Source organism: Nocardia sp. NPDC005366 (assembly GCF_040606855.1).
In the GTDB taxonomy this organism is placed as follows: Bacteria; Actinomycetota; Actinomycetes; order Mycobacteriales; family Mycobacteriaceae; genus Nocardia.
Genome location: NZ_JBEXFQ010000005.1, coordinates 62975 through 76692, shown reverse-complemented (window position 1 = coordinate 76692; position 13718 = coordinate 62975). Strand labels below are relative to the sequence as shown.

Here is a 13718-nt window from a genome sequence, read left to right as displayed (position 1 = left end):
GGAGGTGATGCGCTGGTGGGGTGGGGTAACGGGCCGCCCACATGGGCGGAGATGGAACGGGTGCTGTCGGGGCGTCCCGGCCGGACGAATCCGGAGACGATGCACCCCGGCGACGGCGGCGACAGCCCGGCCTGGTCGCGCAAACGCGGCCGATACCTGGCCGAGCCGATCAACCGGGTCGACGGCCCCGCCGTGCCCTATGCCGAACTGCACGCCCACTCGGCCTACAGCTTTCTCGACGGCGCGAGTCAGCCGGAGGAACTGGTGGAGGAGGCCGTACGGCTCGGGCTCGAGGCGATCGCGCTCACCGACCACGACGGTTTCTACGGGACGGTGCGCTTCGCGGAGGCGGCCAAGGAGTGGGGCATGCCGACCGTCTTCGGCTCGGAGCTCTCACTCGGCTCCGGATTCGATCCGGGCGGGCACGTTCTCCCCGGGCTCTCCGGGCGCGGTGGCAGGCGGCCGGTCGCGCAGTCCGCCCACGCGCGGGATTCCGCGCCGCGCACCGGCTCGCCGGATCCGGCCGGTCCGCATCTGCTGGTCCTGGCTCGGGGCCAGGAGGGGTACCGGCGGCTCGCGCGGGAGATCTCGGCCGCGCATATGGCCGCGGGAGAGAAGGGCATCCTCCGCTACGACCTCGACGCGCTCGCCGCGGCGGCGGACGGGCACTGGCATATCCTGACGGGCTGCAGAAAAGGCCACCTCAGGCAGGCCGTCGAACAGGATCTGCGGGCCGGGGACACCGGGTTGACGCGGGCGGAGGCGGCACTGCGCGAGCTGATCGATCGGTTCGGCGCGGACCGGGTCGGCGTGGAACTCACCCACCACGGCGTCCCCGAGGACGACGAGCGCAACGCCCACCTCATCGCCCTCGCCGACCGGGTAGGTCTTCCCGTATTGGCCACCACCGGTGCGCATTTCGCCGGACCGGGACAACGTCGCCGCGCCATGGCGCTGGCCGCGATCCGCGCCGGGCAGAGTCTGGACGATATCGCGGGCTGGCTGGCCCCGGCGGGTGGCGCGCATCTGCGCTCCGGCGCGGAGATGGCGCGACTGCTGGGGGCTGGGGCCGGACGGGCGGGATTGCGCGCGGTGTCGAACGCGGCGGAACTGGCGCGCGAATGCGCCTTCGACCTGCGGCTGATCGCTCCCCGATTGCCGCCGTTCGCCGTGCCCGACGGCCACGACGAGAATTCCTGGCTGCGCAGGCTCACCATGGAAGGGGCGCGAGCCCGCTACGGTCCACCGAGCGGTGATCCCCGGGCGTATCGCCAACTCGAACACGAACTCGCGACCATCGACGAACTCGATTTTCCCGGCTACTTCCTGGTGGTGCACGATATCGTCACCTTCTGCAAGAACAACGACATCCTGTGCCAGGGCAGGGGTTCGGCGGCCAATTCGGCGGTCTGCTACGCCATCGGCATCACCAATGTCGATCCGGTCGCCAATGAGCTGCTTTTCGAACGGTTCCTTTCGCCGGAGCGCGACGGTCCGCCCGATATCGATATCGATATCGAATCCGATCGCCGGGAAGAGGCGATCCAGCATGTCTATACGAAATACGGACGCGAATACGCGGCCCAGGTGGCGAATGTGATCACCTATCGCGGCAGATCCGCGGTCCGCGATGCCGCTCGCGCACTGGGGTTCTCGCCGGGCCAACAGGACGCGTGGAGTAAACAGGTGAGCCGCTGGACCGGCGTCGCGGCCGAGACCGGCACCGATATCCCGGAGCCGGTACTCGAACTCGCCGCCGATATCGAGGGTCTGCCGCGACATCTCGGCATCCACTCGGGCGGCATGGTGATCTGTGACCGGCCCATCGCCGATGTCTGCCCGGTGGAATGGGCGCGGATGCCCGGTCGCAGTGTCCTGCAATGGGATAAGGACGATTGCGCGGCCGTCGGTCTGGTGAAATTCGACCTGCTCGGCCTCGGCATGCTCTCCGCGCTGCACTACATGATCGATATGGTGCGCGAACACGTGGGCGAGACGGTCGAATTGCACCGGCTCGACCTGGCGGAGGCCGGGGTCTACGACATGCTCTCGCGCGCCGATTCGGTCGGGGTTTTCCAGGTGGAATCGCGCGCTCAGATGGCTACCCTGCCCCGCCTGAAACCCCGGAATTTCTACGATCTGGTGGTGGAGGTCGCGCTGATCCGGCCGGGCCCGATCCAGGGCGGTTCGGTGCACCCGTATATCCGTCGCCGTAACGGGCAGGAGAAGGTCCGCTACGACCACCCGGCGCTGGAGAAATCGCTCCGACGCACCCTCGGGGTTCCGCTGTTCCAGGAACAACTCATGCAGATGGCCGTCGACGTCGCCGGATTCACCGCGGCCGAGGCCGATCAACTGCGCCGTGCCATGGGTTCCAAACGGTCACCGGAACGGATGGAGCGATTACGCGAACGCCTCTATCGCGGCATGCGTGACCTGCACGGCATTACCGGCGAGGTAGCCGACCGCATCTACGAGAAGCTGTACGCCTTCGCGAATTTCGGTTTCCCGGAGAGTCATTCGCAGAGTTTCGCCTCGCTCGTCTTCTATTCGGCCTGGTTCAAACTGCACCATCCCGCCGCCTTCTGCGCGGGGCTGCTGCGAGCACAGCCGATGGGTTTCTATTCGCCCCAGTCGCTGGTGGCCGACGCGCGCAGACACGGCGTCACGGTGCGCGGTCCCGATATCAACGCCGGTCGCGCCGAGGCGACGCTGGAAGATCGCGGTACGAGCATCAGACTCGGACTGTCGTCGGTGCGCCATATCGGCGAGGAACTGGCCGAGAAGATCGTGGCGGCACGAGAAGCCGGGCCATACACCTCCTTCCTCGATCTGACCGGACGCGTGGAACTGACTGTCCCGCAGGCGGAATCGCTCGCCACCTCGGGTGCGCTCGGCAGCCTCGGCGGCACCAGGCGCGAGGCGTTGTGGGCCGCGGGCGCCGCCGCGGGCGAACGCCCCGACCGCCTGCCAGGCACCGGCGCGGCCACCACCGCACCCGCCCTGCCCGGTATGAGCGATCTCGAACTGGCCGCCGCCGACGTCTGGGCGACCGGAGTCTCTCCCGGCACCTATCCGACGGAATTCCTGCGCCCGCGACTGGACGCGCTCGGCGTCATCCCCGCCGCCGGATTGCTCGCTGTCCCCGATGGATCGAGGGTGCTGGTCGGCGGCGCGGTCACGCATCGGCAGCGGCCCGCCACCGCGGCGGGCGTCACCTTCCTGAATCTGGAAGACGAGACCGGCATGGTGAATATCGTCTGCTCGGTCGGCCTGTGGACCCGCTACCGGCGACTGGCCCAGGGCGCACCGGCGCTGCTCATTCGCGGCCGGGTGCAGAATGCGGAGGGGGCGGTCAGCGTCGTCGCGGAACATCTGCAGCGCATGGATCTCCGTGTCGATTCCACCTCGCGCGACTTCCGCTGACGAACCAGCGCGCGAGCCCGGTCCCTCAGGTCGTTCACGGCCGGGAGGAGGTGAAGTACGGTGGATCCGGCCGACGACCGACGGGATGAACACCCTATGCGCGCAGGCATATCGGATCGGACTGCGGTATCGCCGTGCGCCCGAGGCATGACGGCCATGGTCGTGCTGGTGGTTTCGCTGCCGTCGACGGTGCTCAGCGGACTGTTGGTCTACGGCGTCGGCACCCTCGCAGGCCCGCGGTTCGCCCTCGGACTGATACTCGCCTGGTCACTTGTCGGCCCACTCATTCCCGCGCCGACCGCCGATATGGCGCCGCGGATCTTCGGGGTCCGCAGACCACGCCCCGAGGAACAATCCGCGTTGATTCCGGCCTGGCACAACGTCGCTCACGCCGCGCGGGTGCGCGCCGCCGATTACTCGCTCTGGGTCCAGGACACCGGCGACGTCAACGCACTCGCCGCACCGGGACGCATCGTCGCGGTCACCGGATGGGCGGTTGCGGCACTCGGCCCGCGCGAACTGGAGGCCGTACTGGCCCACGAACTCGGCCATCATCTCGGCGGCGGTCAGCGTGCGCACATGCTGGCCTACTGGTATGGCCTGCCGATCAGTGTCATCAGGACCGTCTATCGCAAGATCACCTGGCTGTTCGCCGTTTTCGTCGCGCAGGCAGCGCATATCGTCGGACTCGTCGCGCTGCTGCGACTGTTCGGCATGCGAAATGCCATGGACGTCATCTGTTTCACGGTCCTCGCGCCGACCAGGGCGCTGGTGTTCGCGGCAGCGGCCATCGGATCGGCGCGGGTGTTCGGCGCACCAGCGGTGGCATGCGCGGCGACGGCACTGCTGGTGGAGCCGTTCGCGAAACAGGCACAGCGGCGATGGTCGGAAATCCAGGCCGACGGTGTCGCCGTCGACCTCGGGTACGGGCGGGAAACCCGTACCGTGCTCGATCTGTGGTTACGCCACCACTCGTCTCGACGGAAATCGAGGCCGATCGCCAGGCTGCTGGACTCCCACCCGCCGATCGAGACGCGCCTTCGCGCCATCCGAACCCGCAGGGGCGCTTGGGCCGACCCTGGCCGCGTTATCCCGCCGCCGCAGTCCGCGTAACGACTACTCTGCGATCATGCGGAAGCTTGCGGTGCTGTGCATCGGTCTCCTGGGTTCGGTGCTGCTCGTGGCTTGCGGGAGTCAGACGACGTCGACCTTGGAATCCGCGTCGACGGTCGCGCCCGCCATAACGCCGCCCGGTCTGCGCGAACAGGCGCCCTCACCCGCCGACAGTCGCGGGCAGTCGCCGGATACGGTCGCGCGCAAGGAAGTCGTCACCGGCAGCGTCGACATCACCGCCGACGATCCCATCGCCGCGGCCGCGACAGTCGCGGAGCAGGTGCGAGCCGCGGGCGGACGGATCGACAGCCGCACCGAACAACCGGGAACCGACGATGACGATCCAAGCGCGTCGCTCACCGTGCGCGTACCCGCCGACAAGACCGACAGGTTCATCGACGGACTCGGCGGCGTCGGCAAACTCACCCGCGTCAGCACCAATCGCGAAGACGTGACCATGCAGTGGGAGGATCTCGACGCCAAGATCAAGGCGTTGCAGGCTTCGGTGGACCGGCTGCGTGCGCTCATCGCGGGCGCGACCAGCACGGCCGACCTGCTCGCCGCCGAGAACGCGCTGTCGAGCAGGCAGGGCGAACTCGACAGCCTCACCGCGCGGCAACGATTGCTCGACGACCAGGTGAGCCTTTCCAGCCTGACTGTCGACATCACGGCCACGGAGCAGAAGTCCGACCACGACGACGACCCGGGCAATTTCTGGGACGGAGTCATCTCCGGCTGGAATTCGCTGGTGGATTGGTTGCAGGATGCTGTCGTCTTCGTCGGCAAGGCGATTCCATGGCTCGGATTCCTGGCGGTGGTCGGCACGGTGGTATGGGGGATCGCGCGCCTGGTGCGGCGGCGTCCGACGGGGGGCGCCGCGGCGGGCCGAACACCGAAAGCCGAGCGGCGCCGGGCGGCTCCCGACACCGCGCAAGCGAGGACCGGTGCCGCAGAGGCCGCGACCGGAACCGCGGAATCCACCCCCGACACCACGAAAACCGTTGCCAAGGAAGGAGAATCCGGTGCCCCCAACGGTGGTAAGGGTGACGATCAAACCGAACAGCCGTAAGGGCCCGCTCGTCGAAACCCTCGACGACGGCACCCTTCAGCTCTACGTTCGCGCACCCGCCGTCGAGGGCAAGGCCAATAAAGCCGCCATCGAACTCCTCGCCGACCATTTCGGCGTCCCCAAGAGCGCGGTCCGTTTGACCGCGGGCGCGACCTCCCGCTTCAAACGTTTCGAGGTGGACCGCTAAACCCCGCCGGGAAACCCGTGCTGCCGCCACGCCTCGTACACCGTGATCGCGGCGGCATTGGACAAATTCATCGATCGCCGCCCCGGCAGCATCGGAATCCGCAGCCGTTCGGTGATGTGCGGATCGGCAAGCACCTGCGCGGGAAGTCCGGTGGGCTCGGTGCCGAACAGGAGCACGTCGCCTTCCCGATATGCGATATCGGTGTAGCGCGTCGTCGCCTGGGTGGTGAACGCGAAAACCCGCTCCGGCTCCAGTGTCCGCCACGCCTCGGCGAGACTCCCGTGCACCGTCACCGACGCCAGATCGTGGTAATCCAACCCGGCCCGCCGCAACTTCGATTCGGACAGGTCGAATCCCAATGGCTCGACCAGATGCAATTCGCATCCGGTGCCCGCGACCAGGCGAATCGCATTACCGGTATTCCCCGGGATGGCGGGCTCGTGGAACATCAGTCGGAACACAAGTATCAGTCAACCAGGTGGTCGCTGTCCGTCGATGAGTTGGTCAGTCGGGTAGCTGGTCGTCAGGGCGTTCTGGTGACGACGGCGTCGGGAAGCGAAATCGCTTTGGTCTGGCCCAGTCATGCCGGCCGGTCGGCCGTCGATGTGATCCCTCTGGACGATCGGAGTGACCCCGAGCGCATCGTTCGGGAGATTGTGTCCGAAACCGCCGTCAGCACGAATGAGATCGCGAAGGTGGTCTAGCTGCCGTCTCGCCGTTGAGGTAGATCGGGGCACGTGCCATCGAGGTATCGCACAGTGTCGCTGGACGTACAGTGGTCGGAGCCCGATCGGATCGCCGTGGACAGCGGTCATCCCGGAGAACACTATCGATGTAAGGAGCGGGGACGATGCGGTTCGGCAACGGACTCGACATACCCGAAGGACTCGCCGACGTGTGCGCACCGGACCGAATGGCGGTGCTCGTATACGACATGCAGGTCGGGGTGTTGTCGCAACTGAGCGACGGACCGCAGATCATCGAGCGGGTCGTGCGGCTGGTCGAGGCGGCGCGGCGCGGCGGCTATCCGGTGATTTTCCTGCGCCACTTCTTCTTGCCACCTCGACTCAGTGGCGTATTCGGTCTGCGTATGGCGATGAGCTGGCAGCGGGTCGAGACCGTCGAAGAGTTGAAACCGATCCTGCAGCGCGACACTCCGTCCTTCGAGTTGGTTCCCGAGTTACGACCGCAGGCGGATGAGATCGTCTTCGACAAGACTTCGATGTCGGCGTTCGAGGGCACTCCGCTGGCCGCTACGCTGCGCGACCTCGGTATCGGCAGCTACGCCATTTGCGGGGTGGCGTTGGAGATCGGCATCGCGCCCACCGTCGCGCATTCCACCGACCTGGGATTCGTGCCGGTGGTGATCGCTGACGCCTGTGGCGGGAAGGACAAGGAGGCCATGGCGAGGGCCTACGACGAATTCGCCTTCCAGGGGCACGCGATGGTCACTGACGTCGACACGATCACACCGCTTCTGGCGAACCGACCGGATCAGGCGGCGATATTCTGATTCGATGTGAATCACCTGCGGCTCGTGGCACATCGGCGATGAAGCGGGTCGATCAGTTGTGGCAGGTGTCCTTGTCGTTGTAGAGCAGCATCTGGGTGACCTTCGCCTCGGGCGGGCTCTCGGATCGAATGCCGAGGAAACCGTAGTGGGCGGGGTGGCCGGGGACGTCGGCGGAACTCCAGTTATGACCGAGTTTCAGGGTGGGGTAGGCGGTGCGCACCTGTTCCAGGGTGGAGCCGACTGTGATGCCCTCGGGGGTGTGGGCGGGCAATTTGTTGTGCGTGATCGCGACGATTTCGCCCTGGTTGTAGAAGCCGCTCCAGCCCGCGGCGGCGGTGTAGCGGCCACATCCGGGCGGGTCGCCGCCCATGTCCTCGAGTTTCGCGATCTCCCCGGTGGCCTTGGCATCGGTGACGCTCATGCCGAGCCGGATCTTCCCGTACCCGAGCGGCCCGAAGTCGGGCAGCGGCGGTGCGACGGTGGTCGATGACGCCACGGAATTCGGTGTCGCCGACTCGGCCACGGTGTCCCCCGAACAGCCTCCCGCGCCGCCGAGGGCGGTCGCCAGCACCACGAAGGTCATGACGGCACGATTGATTCGCATGGTCTTCCCCCGATTCGTCCCCGATGATCGAGGTTCCGCCAGATCTGCGGGCCCCGTATGCCGCGCCCAGTCTGGTACGGCCGACGGTCACCGGTCAAGGGGGCCGAGCGCCGGTCGGGCATCGGGCGCCGAGTTCGTCCTCGGGGTGAGGGCCGGGTGCTCGTAGGGTCGGGGTCTGCAAGAATCGGGGGCGTGACCGATGTCGAATCGCCCGCGGGAAGGAAGCCGAGCGCAGGCGAACAGTTCCTGCGCTGCCATCTGCCGATGGTCGTGGTGACCCTGGTCATCGTGCTGGCCGTGGTCTTCGTCGCCTCCGATCGGTGGCGACGTGGCGCGCTGTTCTTCGGGGGCGCCACCCTGCTCGCGGCGGCGTTCCGGCTGTGTCTGCCGACCGCGCGCGTCGGACTGCTCGCGGTGCGCAGCAGACCCTTCGATGTGGCCGCCCTCGGATTGCTCGGCTCCGCCATCGTGACCATCGCCGCCACGATCAGCACGGTCGGCGTCGGCTGACCAGCCCCGGGCTGGTGAGGAACCAACCCCGGTACCGCTCAGCGATGTTCGCGTGCCAGCCGCATGGTTTCGATCAGCAGTTTCGACACCGCGGCGGCCTCGGTCAGGAATCCGTCGTGCCCGTCCCTGGAATGCACGATCTCCAGCCTGTCGCAGCCGGGTAGCGCGTCGGCCAATTCCTGCTGTGTCCGTAGGGGATACAGCCGATCGGAGTCGACGCCGCCCACCACGCACGGGACCGGGGTCGAGGCGAGCGCCGCCGCGACACCGCCGCGCCCGCGGCCGACATCGTGCCGGTTCATCGCCTCGGTGAGCAGGACGTAGGTGGCGGGATCGAAACGGCTACAGAGCTTTTCGGCCTGATGGTCCAGGTAGCTCTGCACCGCGTAGCGACCACCCCGCCACGGATCTTCCTCGTCCTGCGCGTGATTCTCGAAGCGGTGATCCAATTCGGACTCGGTGCGGTAGGTCAGGTGCGCGATCCGCCTCGCGATGCCCATGCCGGTCATCGGGGCGCGATCGGTGTCGTGGTAATCACCGCCCTGCCAGTCCGGATCGGCCTTGATGGCGGCGATCTGGGTGGTCTGGGTTCCTATCTGGTCGGCGGTGGCGCGCGCGCCGACGGCGAGCACCAGGGCCGCCGCCACTCGTTGCGGTGCTTCGATCATCCATTCCAGCACCCGCATGCCGCCCATCGACCCGCCGACCACGGCGGCCAACCGGTCGATGCCGAGCAACCGCGTCAACGCGATCTCCGCGGTCACTTGATCGCGGATGGAGATCTCCGGAAACCTTGCGCCCCACGGCTTTCCGTCGGAAGCGAGGGAGGAGGGCCCGGTGCTGCCCTTGCAGCCGCCGAGCACATTCGTCGCGATCACACACCACTCGTCGGTATCGAGCGGCGCACCGGGGCCGACCATGCCCTCCCACCAGCCCGGCTGCGGGTGGGCGTCGTCGGGCCCGCCGACCACGTGTGAATCACCGGTCAGCGCGTGCTCGACCAGTACGACATTGTCCAGCGCGGGGGAGAGCTCACCCCAACGTTGCACCGCGAGAAGCACGTCGGGGACGACGGCGCCGTTCTCCAGCGCGACATCCCCGATGGCGATCACGCCGAGCCGCCCGTCCGGCGGTGGCAGAAGTGTCACACCGGTCGCTGGACGGGTGGTGCTCGGCTCGGCGCTCACGGTCACGAGGTCGCCGCGAAACCGGCGCGTAGATCGGCCAGGATGTCATCGATGCCCTCGATGCCGACGGCGAGACGTATCAGTCCCGGTGTCACGCCCGCGGCCAACTGCTCCTCGGGTGTCAGCTGCGAGTGGGTGGTCGAGGCCGGATGGATCACCAGCGAGCGCACATCGCCGATATTGGCGACGTGGCTGTGCAGTGTCAGCGCGTCGACGAACTTCTTGCCCGCGTCGATCCCGCCGCGCAGGTCGAACGCAACGATCGCGCCCGCACCCTTCGGGGCCAGCTCCTTGGCGCGCGTATGCCACGGCGAGGTGGGCAGGCCAGCGTAGAAGACGGCTTCGACGTCCGCGTGCTCGGTGAGGAATTCGGCGACGGCCTGAGCATTGGAGACATGCCGTTCGAGTCGCAGGCTCAGCGTTTCGATGCCCTGAGCGATCAGGAACGCGTTGAACGGCGAGATCGCGGCGCCGAGATCGCGCAGCAACTGCACGCGCGCCTTCAGCGCGTAGGCCGGTGCGCCGAGATCGGCGAAGACCGCGCCGTGGTAGCTCGGGTCGGGTGTGGTGAAACCGGGGTAGCGAGCCGCGCCGTTCTCGTCGCGCACCGTCCAGTCGAAGTTGCCGCCGTCCACGATCACACCGCCGATGGCCGTGCCGTGCCCGCCCAGGTACTTCGTCGCCGAGTGCACGACGATGTCGGCGCCGTGGGCAAGCGGCTGGATCAGGTACGGCGTAGCGACGGTGTTGTCGACGATCAACGGCAGCCCGGCCGCGTGGGCCACGTCCGCGACACCGCGGATGTCGAAGATGGCGCCGCTCGGGTTGGCGATGGTCTCGCCGTAGAGGGCTTTGGTGTTCGGCCGGATCGCGGCCCGCCACTGCTCCGGATCGTCCTGGTCGTCGACGAAGGAGACCTCGATGCCGAGTTTGGGCAGCGAGTAGTGGAAGAGGTTGTAGGTGCCGCCGTAGAGCTGCGGGCTGGAGACGATGTGATCGCCCGCCGAGGCCAGGTTGAGGATCGAGTAGGTCTCCGCCGCCTGCCCCGAGGCCACCAGCAGCGCGGCCACTCCGCCTTCCAGCGCGGCGACGCGCTGTTCCACCACGTCCTGGGTGGGGTTCATGATCCTGGTGTAGATATTGCCTGGTTCGGCCAGACCGAACAGCGCCGCGGCGTGCGCGGTGTCGCGGAATGCGTACGAGGTGGTCTGGTAGATCGGCAGGGCCCTGGCGCCGGTGCTCTGATCGGGGGACTGGCCCGCGTGGACCTGTTTGGTCTCGAAGGACCAGGCGGCCGGATCGATCGGGGACGCGATGGGTTCGCTCATATCGTTCTCCAAATGGGGGGTTGTTCGCCGGACGAACGGGTTATCGTATTGCGGGCGACGGACAACAACACATTTCGGGATCCTCCTGAACAGCGCGCTTGCTCCCGGCCTTCGGGAACCCGGTCATCACCCGGAGCACCCCACCGCAGCTGGAGGGTTGCCGTCCAGCGAGCCGGGGCTTGGCGCTGGCACTCATGACCTGACAAACATGGTAACCGGCGGTCGGGCAACGCCCGAATCCCGTTGGAAATATCACGCGGAGTCGAGCGGGCGCGCGTGCGAGCAGATGCGTCGGAGCTCGTCGTACGCGGTGAGTACCGCGGCGCGGGCGGCGCGGGCGGCGGTCTGCGGGTCGCCGTTGACGACCAGTTCCTCCGAATCCGCCATCGCGATATGACACAGCATCTGCCAGGTCGCCACCACCAGCCGGACCGGAAGCGCGTCGGGCGCCGTGCCCGCGCGTTCGGCTAGGCAGCGACTGATCGCCGTGGTCTTGGTCTCGCCGAATTCCAGGGCGCGCGCGTTAACCGTCTGGCTGCTGCGAGCGATCCGCTGCATTTGCTGGAACTGCCGGAAGGATGTGCTGTCCCCGGCGGTGGCGCGGTCGATCATGTCCAGGTAGGCGTTGCACAGCGCGGGCAGGTCGCCGTCGGTGCTTGGTTGTTGCCGCAGCGCGGTGGCGACGCCCTCGCCGAAGTCGGCGACCGGTCCGAGGACGATGTCCTCTTTGGTCTCGAAATATCGGTTAACGGTGCGCGGCGAGACGTCGGCGGCATGCGCGATCTGCTCGACCGTCGTCGCGTCGAACCCTTGGGCGTCGCACAGGTCGAGCGCCACTTCGATGATTCGCGCACGGGTCTGTATTTTCTTGCGCTCGCGCAGGCTCGGTCCCCGTCCGCACCGACCATCGGCCGGGTCGTTGGCGCGGGCGTCGGCCGCCGCGGCGATCGGCGCTGATGAGTCGAGCATGTCCGCATTCTATCGCACGGCGCCCAGTCGCTGTCCGCAACCGACAAATGTCCGATTGCGACATTTTTCTCTTGACGCCAATTGTCTGACGGTGACAGGATTGGCCGAATTGATCCGAGAGTCCAGCACTTCGAACGAGGAGACCGAGATGACCGACACCGCATCGGTGGCCGAAGCACCGGAGAAACGGGGGAGTTCCGCACGCTGGCTCGCCCTCGCAGTCATCGCGTTGGCGCAGCTCATGGTGGTTCTCGACGCCACCATCGTGACCATCGCACTGCCCTTCGCACAACGTGATCTCGACATCAGCGATAGCAACAAGCAGTGGATGCTCACCGCGTACACGCTGATCTTCGGCGGTCTGCTGCTTCTCGGCGGCCGCATGGCGGACTACCTGGGCCGTCGCCGGATCTTCATGGTCGGCCTGATCGGCTTCGCCGCCGCGTCGGCGCTGGCGGGCCTCGCGCAGAACGGGGCGCAGCTCTTCGCGGGCCGCGGCCTGCAGGGCGCTTTCGCCGCGCTTCTCGCGCCCGCCGCGCTGTCACTGCTCTCGGTGACGTTCACCGAGGCGAAGGAGCGGGCGACGGCCTTCTCCATCTTCGCCGGCATCTCGGCGGGCGGCGCCGCGATCGGCCTGCTCGCGGGTGGCGCGCTCACCGAATACGCCTCGTGGCGGTGGACGCTGTTGGTGAATACCCCGATCGCGATCATCGCGCTGGTCGGCGCGTTGACCTTCGTCGTCAGGGATGTGCCCGCACCGCGCACGGGCGGCTACGACGTGCCCGGCGCGATCACCGTCACCCTCGGTCTGATCGCCATCGTGTACGGCTTCAGCCGTGCCGCGGAAGCCGGCTGGACCTCGGCCGGCACGCTGGGGCTGCTCGCCCTCGGTGTCGTGCTGCTCGCGGTATTCGTCGCCGTCGAGCAGCGCTCGTCGAATCCGCTGCTTCCGCTGCGTATTCCGGGTGAGGTCAACCGGGGTGGCGCGCTGCTCGTGGCGCTGCTGGTTCCGATCGCGATGTTCGCGATGTTCCTGTTCCTCAGCTTCTACTTCCAGAACACGCTGGGGTACACGCCGCTCAAGGCCGGTGTCGCCTTCCTGCCCTTCCCGATCGGCATCGCGATCTCCGCGGGTATCACCAGTAGCCTGCTGCCCAGATTCGGCCCCCGTCCGCTGATGCTGACCGGCGCCGTCCTCGGTGTCATCGGCCTGCTGTGGCTCGCCCAGCTGAGCTTCGGCGACGGCTACGCGCTCAGCGTGCTGCCCGCCCAGTCGCTGATCGCGCTCGGCATGGGTCCGCTGTTCGTCGGAATGCAAGCCGTTGCCCTGCATCAGGTCGAGGAACGGGATTCCGGTGTGGCCAGTGCGCTGCTGAACGCGGCGCAGCAGGTCGGCGGCGCGGTGGGCACCGCGCTGCTCACCACGATCTCGGTGCAGGTCGCCAAGAATTATGTGATCGACAATCAGGGTCTCGGCGATCTCACCGCGCGTGCCTCCATCCACAGCTACGACGTCGCGTTCTACGTCGGCGCGGGCTTCTTCCTCGCCGCTGTCGCGGTGGTCGCGCTGATGATCAGGGATAAGCCGGAGAATCTGATCGAAGGGGCCGAGGAGGGTGTGAAGGTTCCGATGACGGTCTGACTCGAGGGGATGCGAGGGTCCGTGCGCCGGGTTGGGCGCGCGGACCCTCGTCGCTTTCTGCGGGTCGGTGCGATCCATGCGTGACCTGCGCGGACGTGGTCTGGATCACCCAATACCTACCTGCGAGTAATAACTAACGCCGTTACCCGGGTACGCTGCGAGGTTGCGCA

The 13718-nt window shown here is 67.4% G+C and carries 12 protein-coding genes and 1 riboswitch; of the genes, 7 read left to right on the top strand and 5 right to left on the bottom strand.

All coding sequences use genetic code 11. The annotated features are described in order from the left end of the window. Positions 1–15 precede the first annotated feature (15 nt). The 4 genes from ABZS43_RS07815 to ABZS43_RS07800 all read left to right on the top strand — a co-directional run bounded on the left by ABZS43_RS07815 (position 16) and on the right by ABZS43_RS07800 (position 5795). Positions 16–3426: an error-prone DNA polymerase gene (locus tag ABZS43_RS07815; RefSeq protein WP_355035051.1), complete on the top strand. Its 3411-nt coding sequence runs from the start codon at positions 16–18 to the stop codon at positions 3424–3426. 147 nt (positions 3427–3573) lie between these two features. After that, positions 3574–4539 carry a M48 family metalloprotease gene (locus ABZS43_RS07810; RefSeq protein WP_355035050.1) on the top strand — a complete coding sequence of 322 codons (966 nt, stop codon included), beginning with the start codon at positions 3574–3576 and terminating at the stop codon, positions 4537–4539. Positions 4540–4555: 16 nt separating this feature from the next. Continuing rightward, on the top strand, positions 4556–5608 hold the full coding sequence (locus ABZS43_RS07805; RefSeq protein WP_355035049.1) for a DUF4349 domain-containing protein: 1053 nt from the start codon (positions 4556–4558) through the stop codon (positions 5606–5608). Next, entirely contained in the window at positions 5574–5795 is a 222-nt protein-coding gene (locus ABZS43_RS07800) for a DUF167 domain-containing protein (RefSeq protein WP_355035221.1), read from the top strand. The genes ABZS43_RS07805 and ABZS43_RS07800 overlap by 35 nt, the downstream gene beginning before the upstream one ends. Here the strand turns inward: ABZS43_RS07800 and ABZS43_RS07795 are convergent. Next, positions 5792–6256: a tRNA (cytidine(34)-2'-O)-methyltransferase gene (locus ABZS43_RS07795; RefSeq protein WP_355035048.1), complete on the bottom strand. Its 465-nt coding sequence runs from the start codon at positions 6254–6256 to the stop codon at positions 5792–5794. The two genes, ABZS43_RS07800 and ABZS43_RS07795, sit on opposite strands and share 4 nt — an antisense overlap. 389 nt (positions 6257–6645) lie before the next feature. On the opposite strand from ABZS43_RS07795, the gene ABZS43_RS07790 reads away from it, so the two are divergent. Beyond that, complete coding sequence (locus ABZS43_RS07790) at positions 6646–7308, top strand: isochorismatase family cysteine hydrolase (RefSeq protein ID WP_355035047.1); 663 nt, start codon at positions 6646–6648, stop codon at positions 7306–7308. A 52-nt stretch (positions 7309–7360) separates the two neighbouring features. Here ABZS43_RS07790 and ABZS43_RS07785 read toward each other — a convergent pair whose 3' ends face one another. Beyond that, entirely contained in the window at positions 7361–7912 is a 552-nt protein-coding gene (locus ABZS43_RS07785; RefSeq protein WP_355035046.1) for a hypothetical protein, read from the bottom strand. A gap of 264 nt (positions 7913–8176) precedes the next feature. On the opposite strand from ABZS43_RS07785, the gene ABZS43_RS07780 reads away from it, so the two are divergent. After that, positions 8177–8422 (top strand): DUF3017 domain-containing protein, encoded by a 246-nt coding sequence (locus ABZS43_RS07780; protein ID WP_355035220.1) that lies wholly within the window; start codon positions 8177–8179, stop codon positions 8420–8422. A 38-nt stretch (positions 8423–8460) separates the two neighbouring features. On the opposite strand, the gene ABZS43_RS07775 is transcribed toward ABZS43_RS07780, so the two are convergent. From ABZS43_RS07775 to ABZS43_RS07765, 3 genes are all read right to left on the bottom strand, one after another. Then, the gene (locus tag ABZS43_RS07775; protein ID WP_355035045.1) at positions 8461–9570 is read right to left on the bottom strand and encodes a homoserine O-acetyltransferase; all 1110 of its coding nucleotides are present in this window, start codon (positions 9568–9570) and stop codon (positions 8461–8463) included. Positions 9571–9611: 41 nt separating this feature from the next. Continuing rightward, the gene (locus ABZS43_RS07770) at positions 9612–10937 is read right to left on the bottom strand and encodes a bifunctional o-acetylhomoserine/o-acetylserine sulfhydrylase (RefSeq protein WP_355035044.1); all 1326 of its coding nucleotides are present in this window, start codon (positions 10935–10937) and stop codon (positions 9612–9614) included. Positions 10938–11026: 89 nt separating this feature from the next. Next, a riboswitch (SAM riboswitch) is annotated at positions 11027–11137 on the bottom strand. Between the two features lie 52 nt (positions 11138–11189). Further along, a complete protein-coding gene (locus tag ABZS43_RS07765; RefSeq protein WP_355035043.1) occupies positions 11190–11906 on the bottom strand; it encodes a TetR family transcriptional regulator in 717 nt (238 codons plus the stop codon). Between the two features lie 148 nt (positions 11907–12054). Here ABZS43_RS07765 and ABZS43_RS07760 point away from each other — a divergent pair, with 148 nt between their 5' ends. After that, positions 12055–13548, top strand: a complete 1494-nt coding sequence (locus ABZS43_RS07760) for an MFS transporter (RefSeq protein WP_355035042.1) — start codon at positions 12055–12057, stop codon at positions 13546–13548. Positions 13549–13718 lie beyond the last annotated feature (170 nt).

Bases quoted from the DNA above. Each gene is read 5' to 3' on its own strand.
- ABZS43_RS07810 (WP_355035050.1), top strand. From the start codon at position 3,574: ATGACGGCCATGGTCGTGCTGGTGGTTTCGCTGCCGTCGACGGTGCTC.
- ABZS43_RS07805 (WP_355035049.1), top strand. From the start codon at position 4,556: ATGCGGAAGCTTGCGGTGCTGTGCATCGGTCTCCTGGGTTCGGTGCTG.
- ABZS43_RS07790 (WP_355035047.1), top strand. From the start codon at position 6,646: ATGCGGTTCGGCAACGGACTCGACATACCCGAAGGACTCGCCGACGTG.
- ABZS43_RS07785 (WP_355035046.1), bottom strand. From the start codon at position 7,912: ATGCGAATCAATCGTGCCGTCATGACCTTCGTGGTGCTGGCGACCGCC.
- ABZS43_RS07780 (WP_355035220.1), top strand. From the start codon at position 8,177: ATGGTCGTGGTGACCCTGGTCATCGTGCTGGCCGTGGTCTTCGTCGCC.
- ABZS43_RS07770 (WP_355035044.1), bottom strand. From the start codon at position 10,937: ATGAGCGAACCCATCGCGTCCCCGATCGATCCGGCCGCCTGGTCCTTC.
- ABZS43_RS07765 (WP_355035043.1), bottom strand. From the start codon at position 11,906: ATGCTCGACTCATCAGCGCCGATCGCCGCGGCGGCCGACGCCCGCGCC.
- ABZS43_RS07760 (WP_355035042.1), top strand. From the start codon at position 12,055: ATGACCGACACCGCATCGGTGGCCGAAGCACCGGAGAAACGGGGGAGT.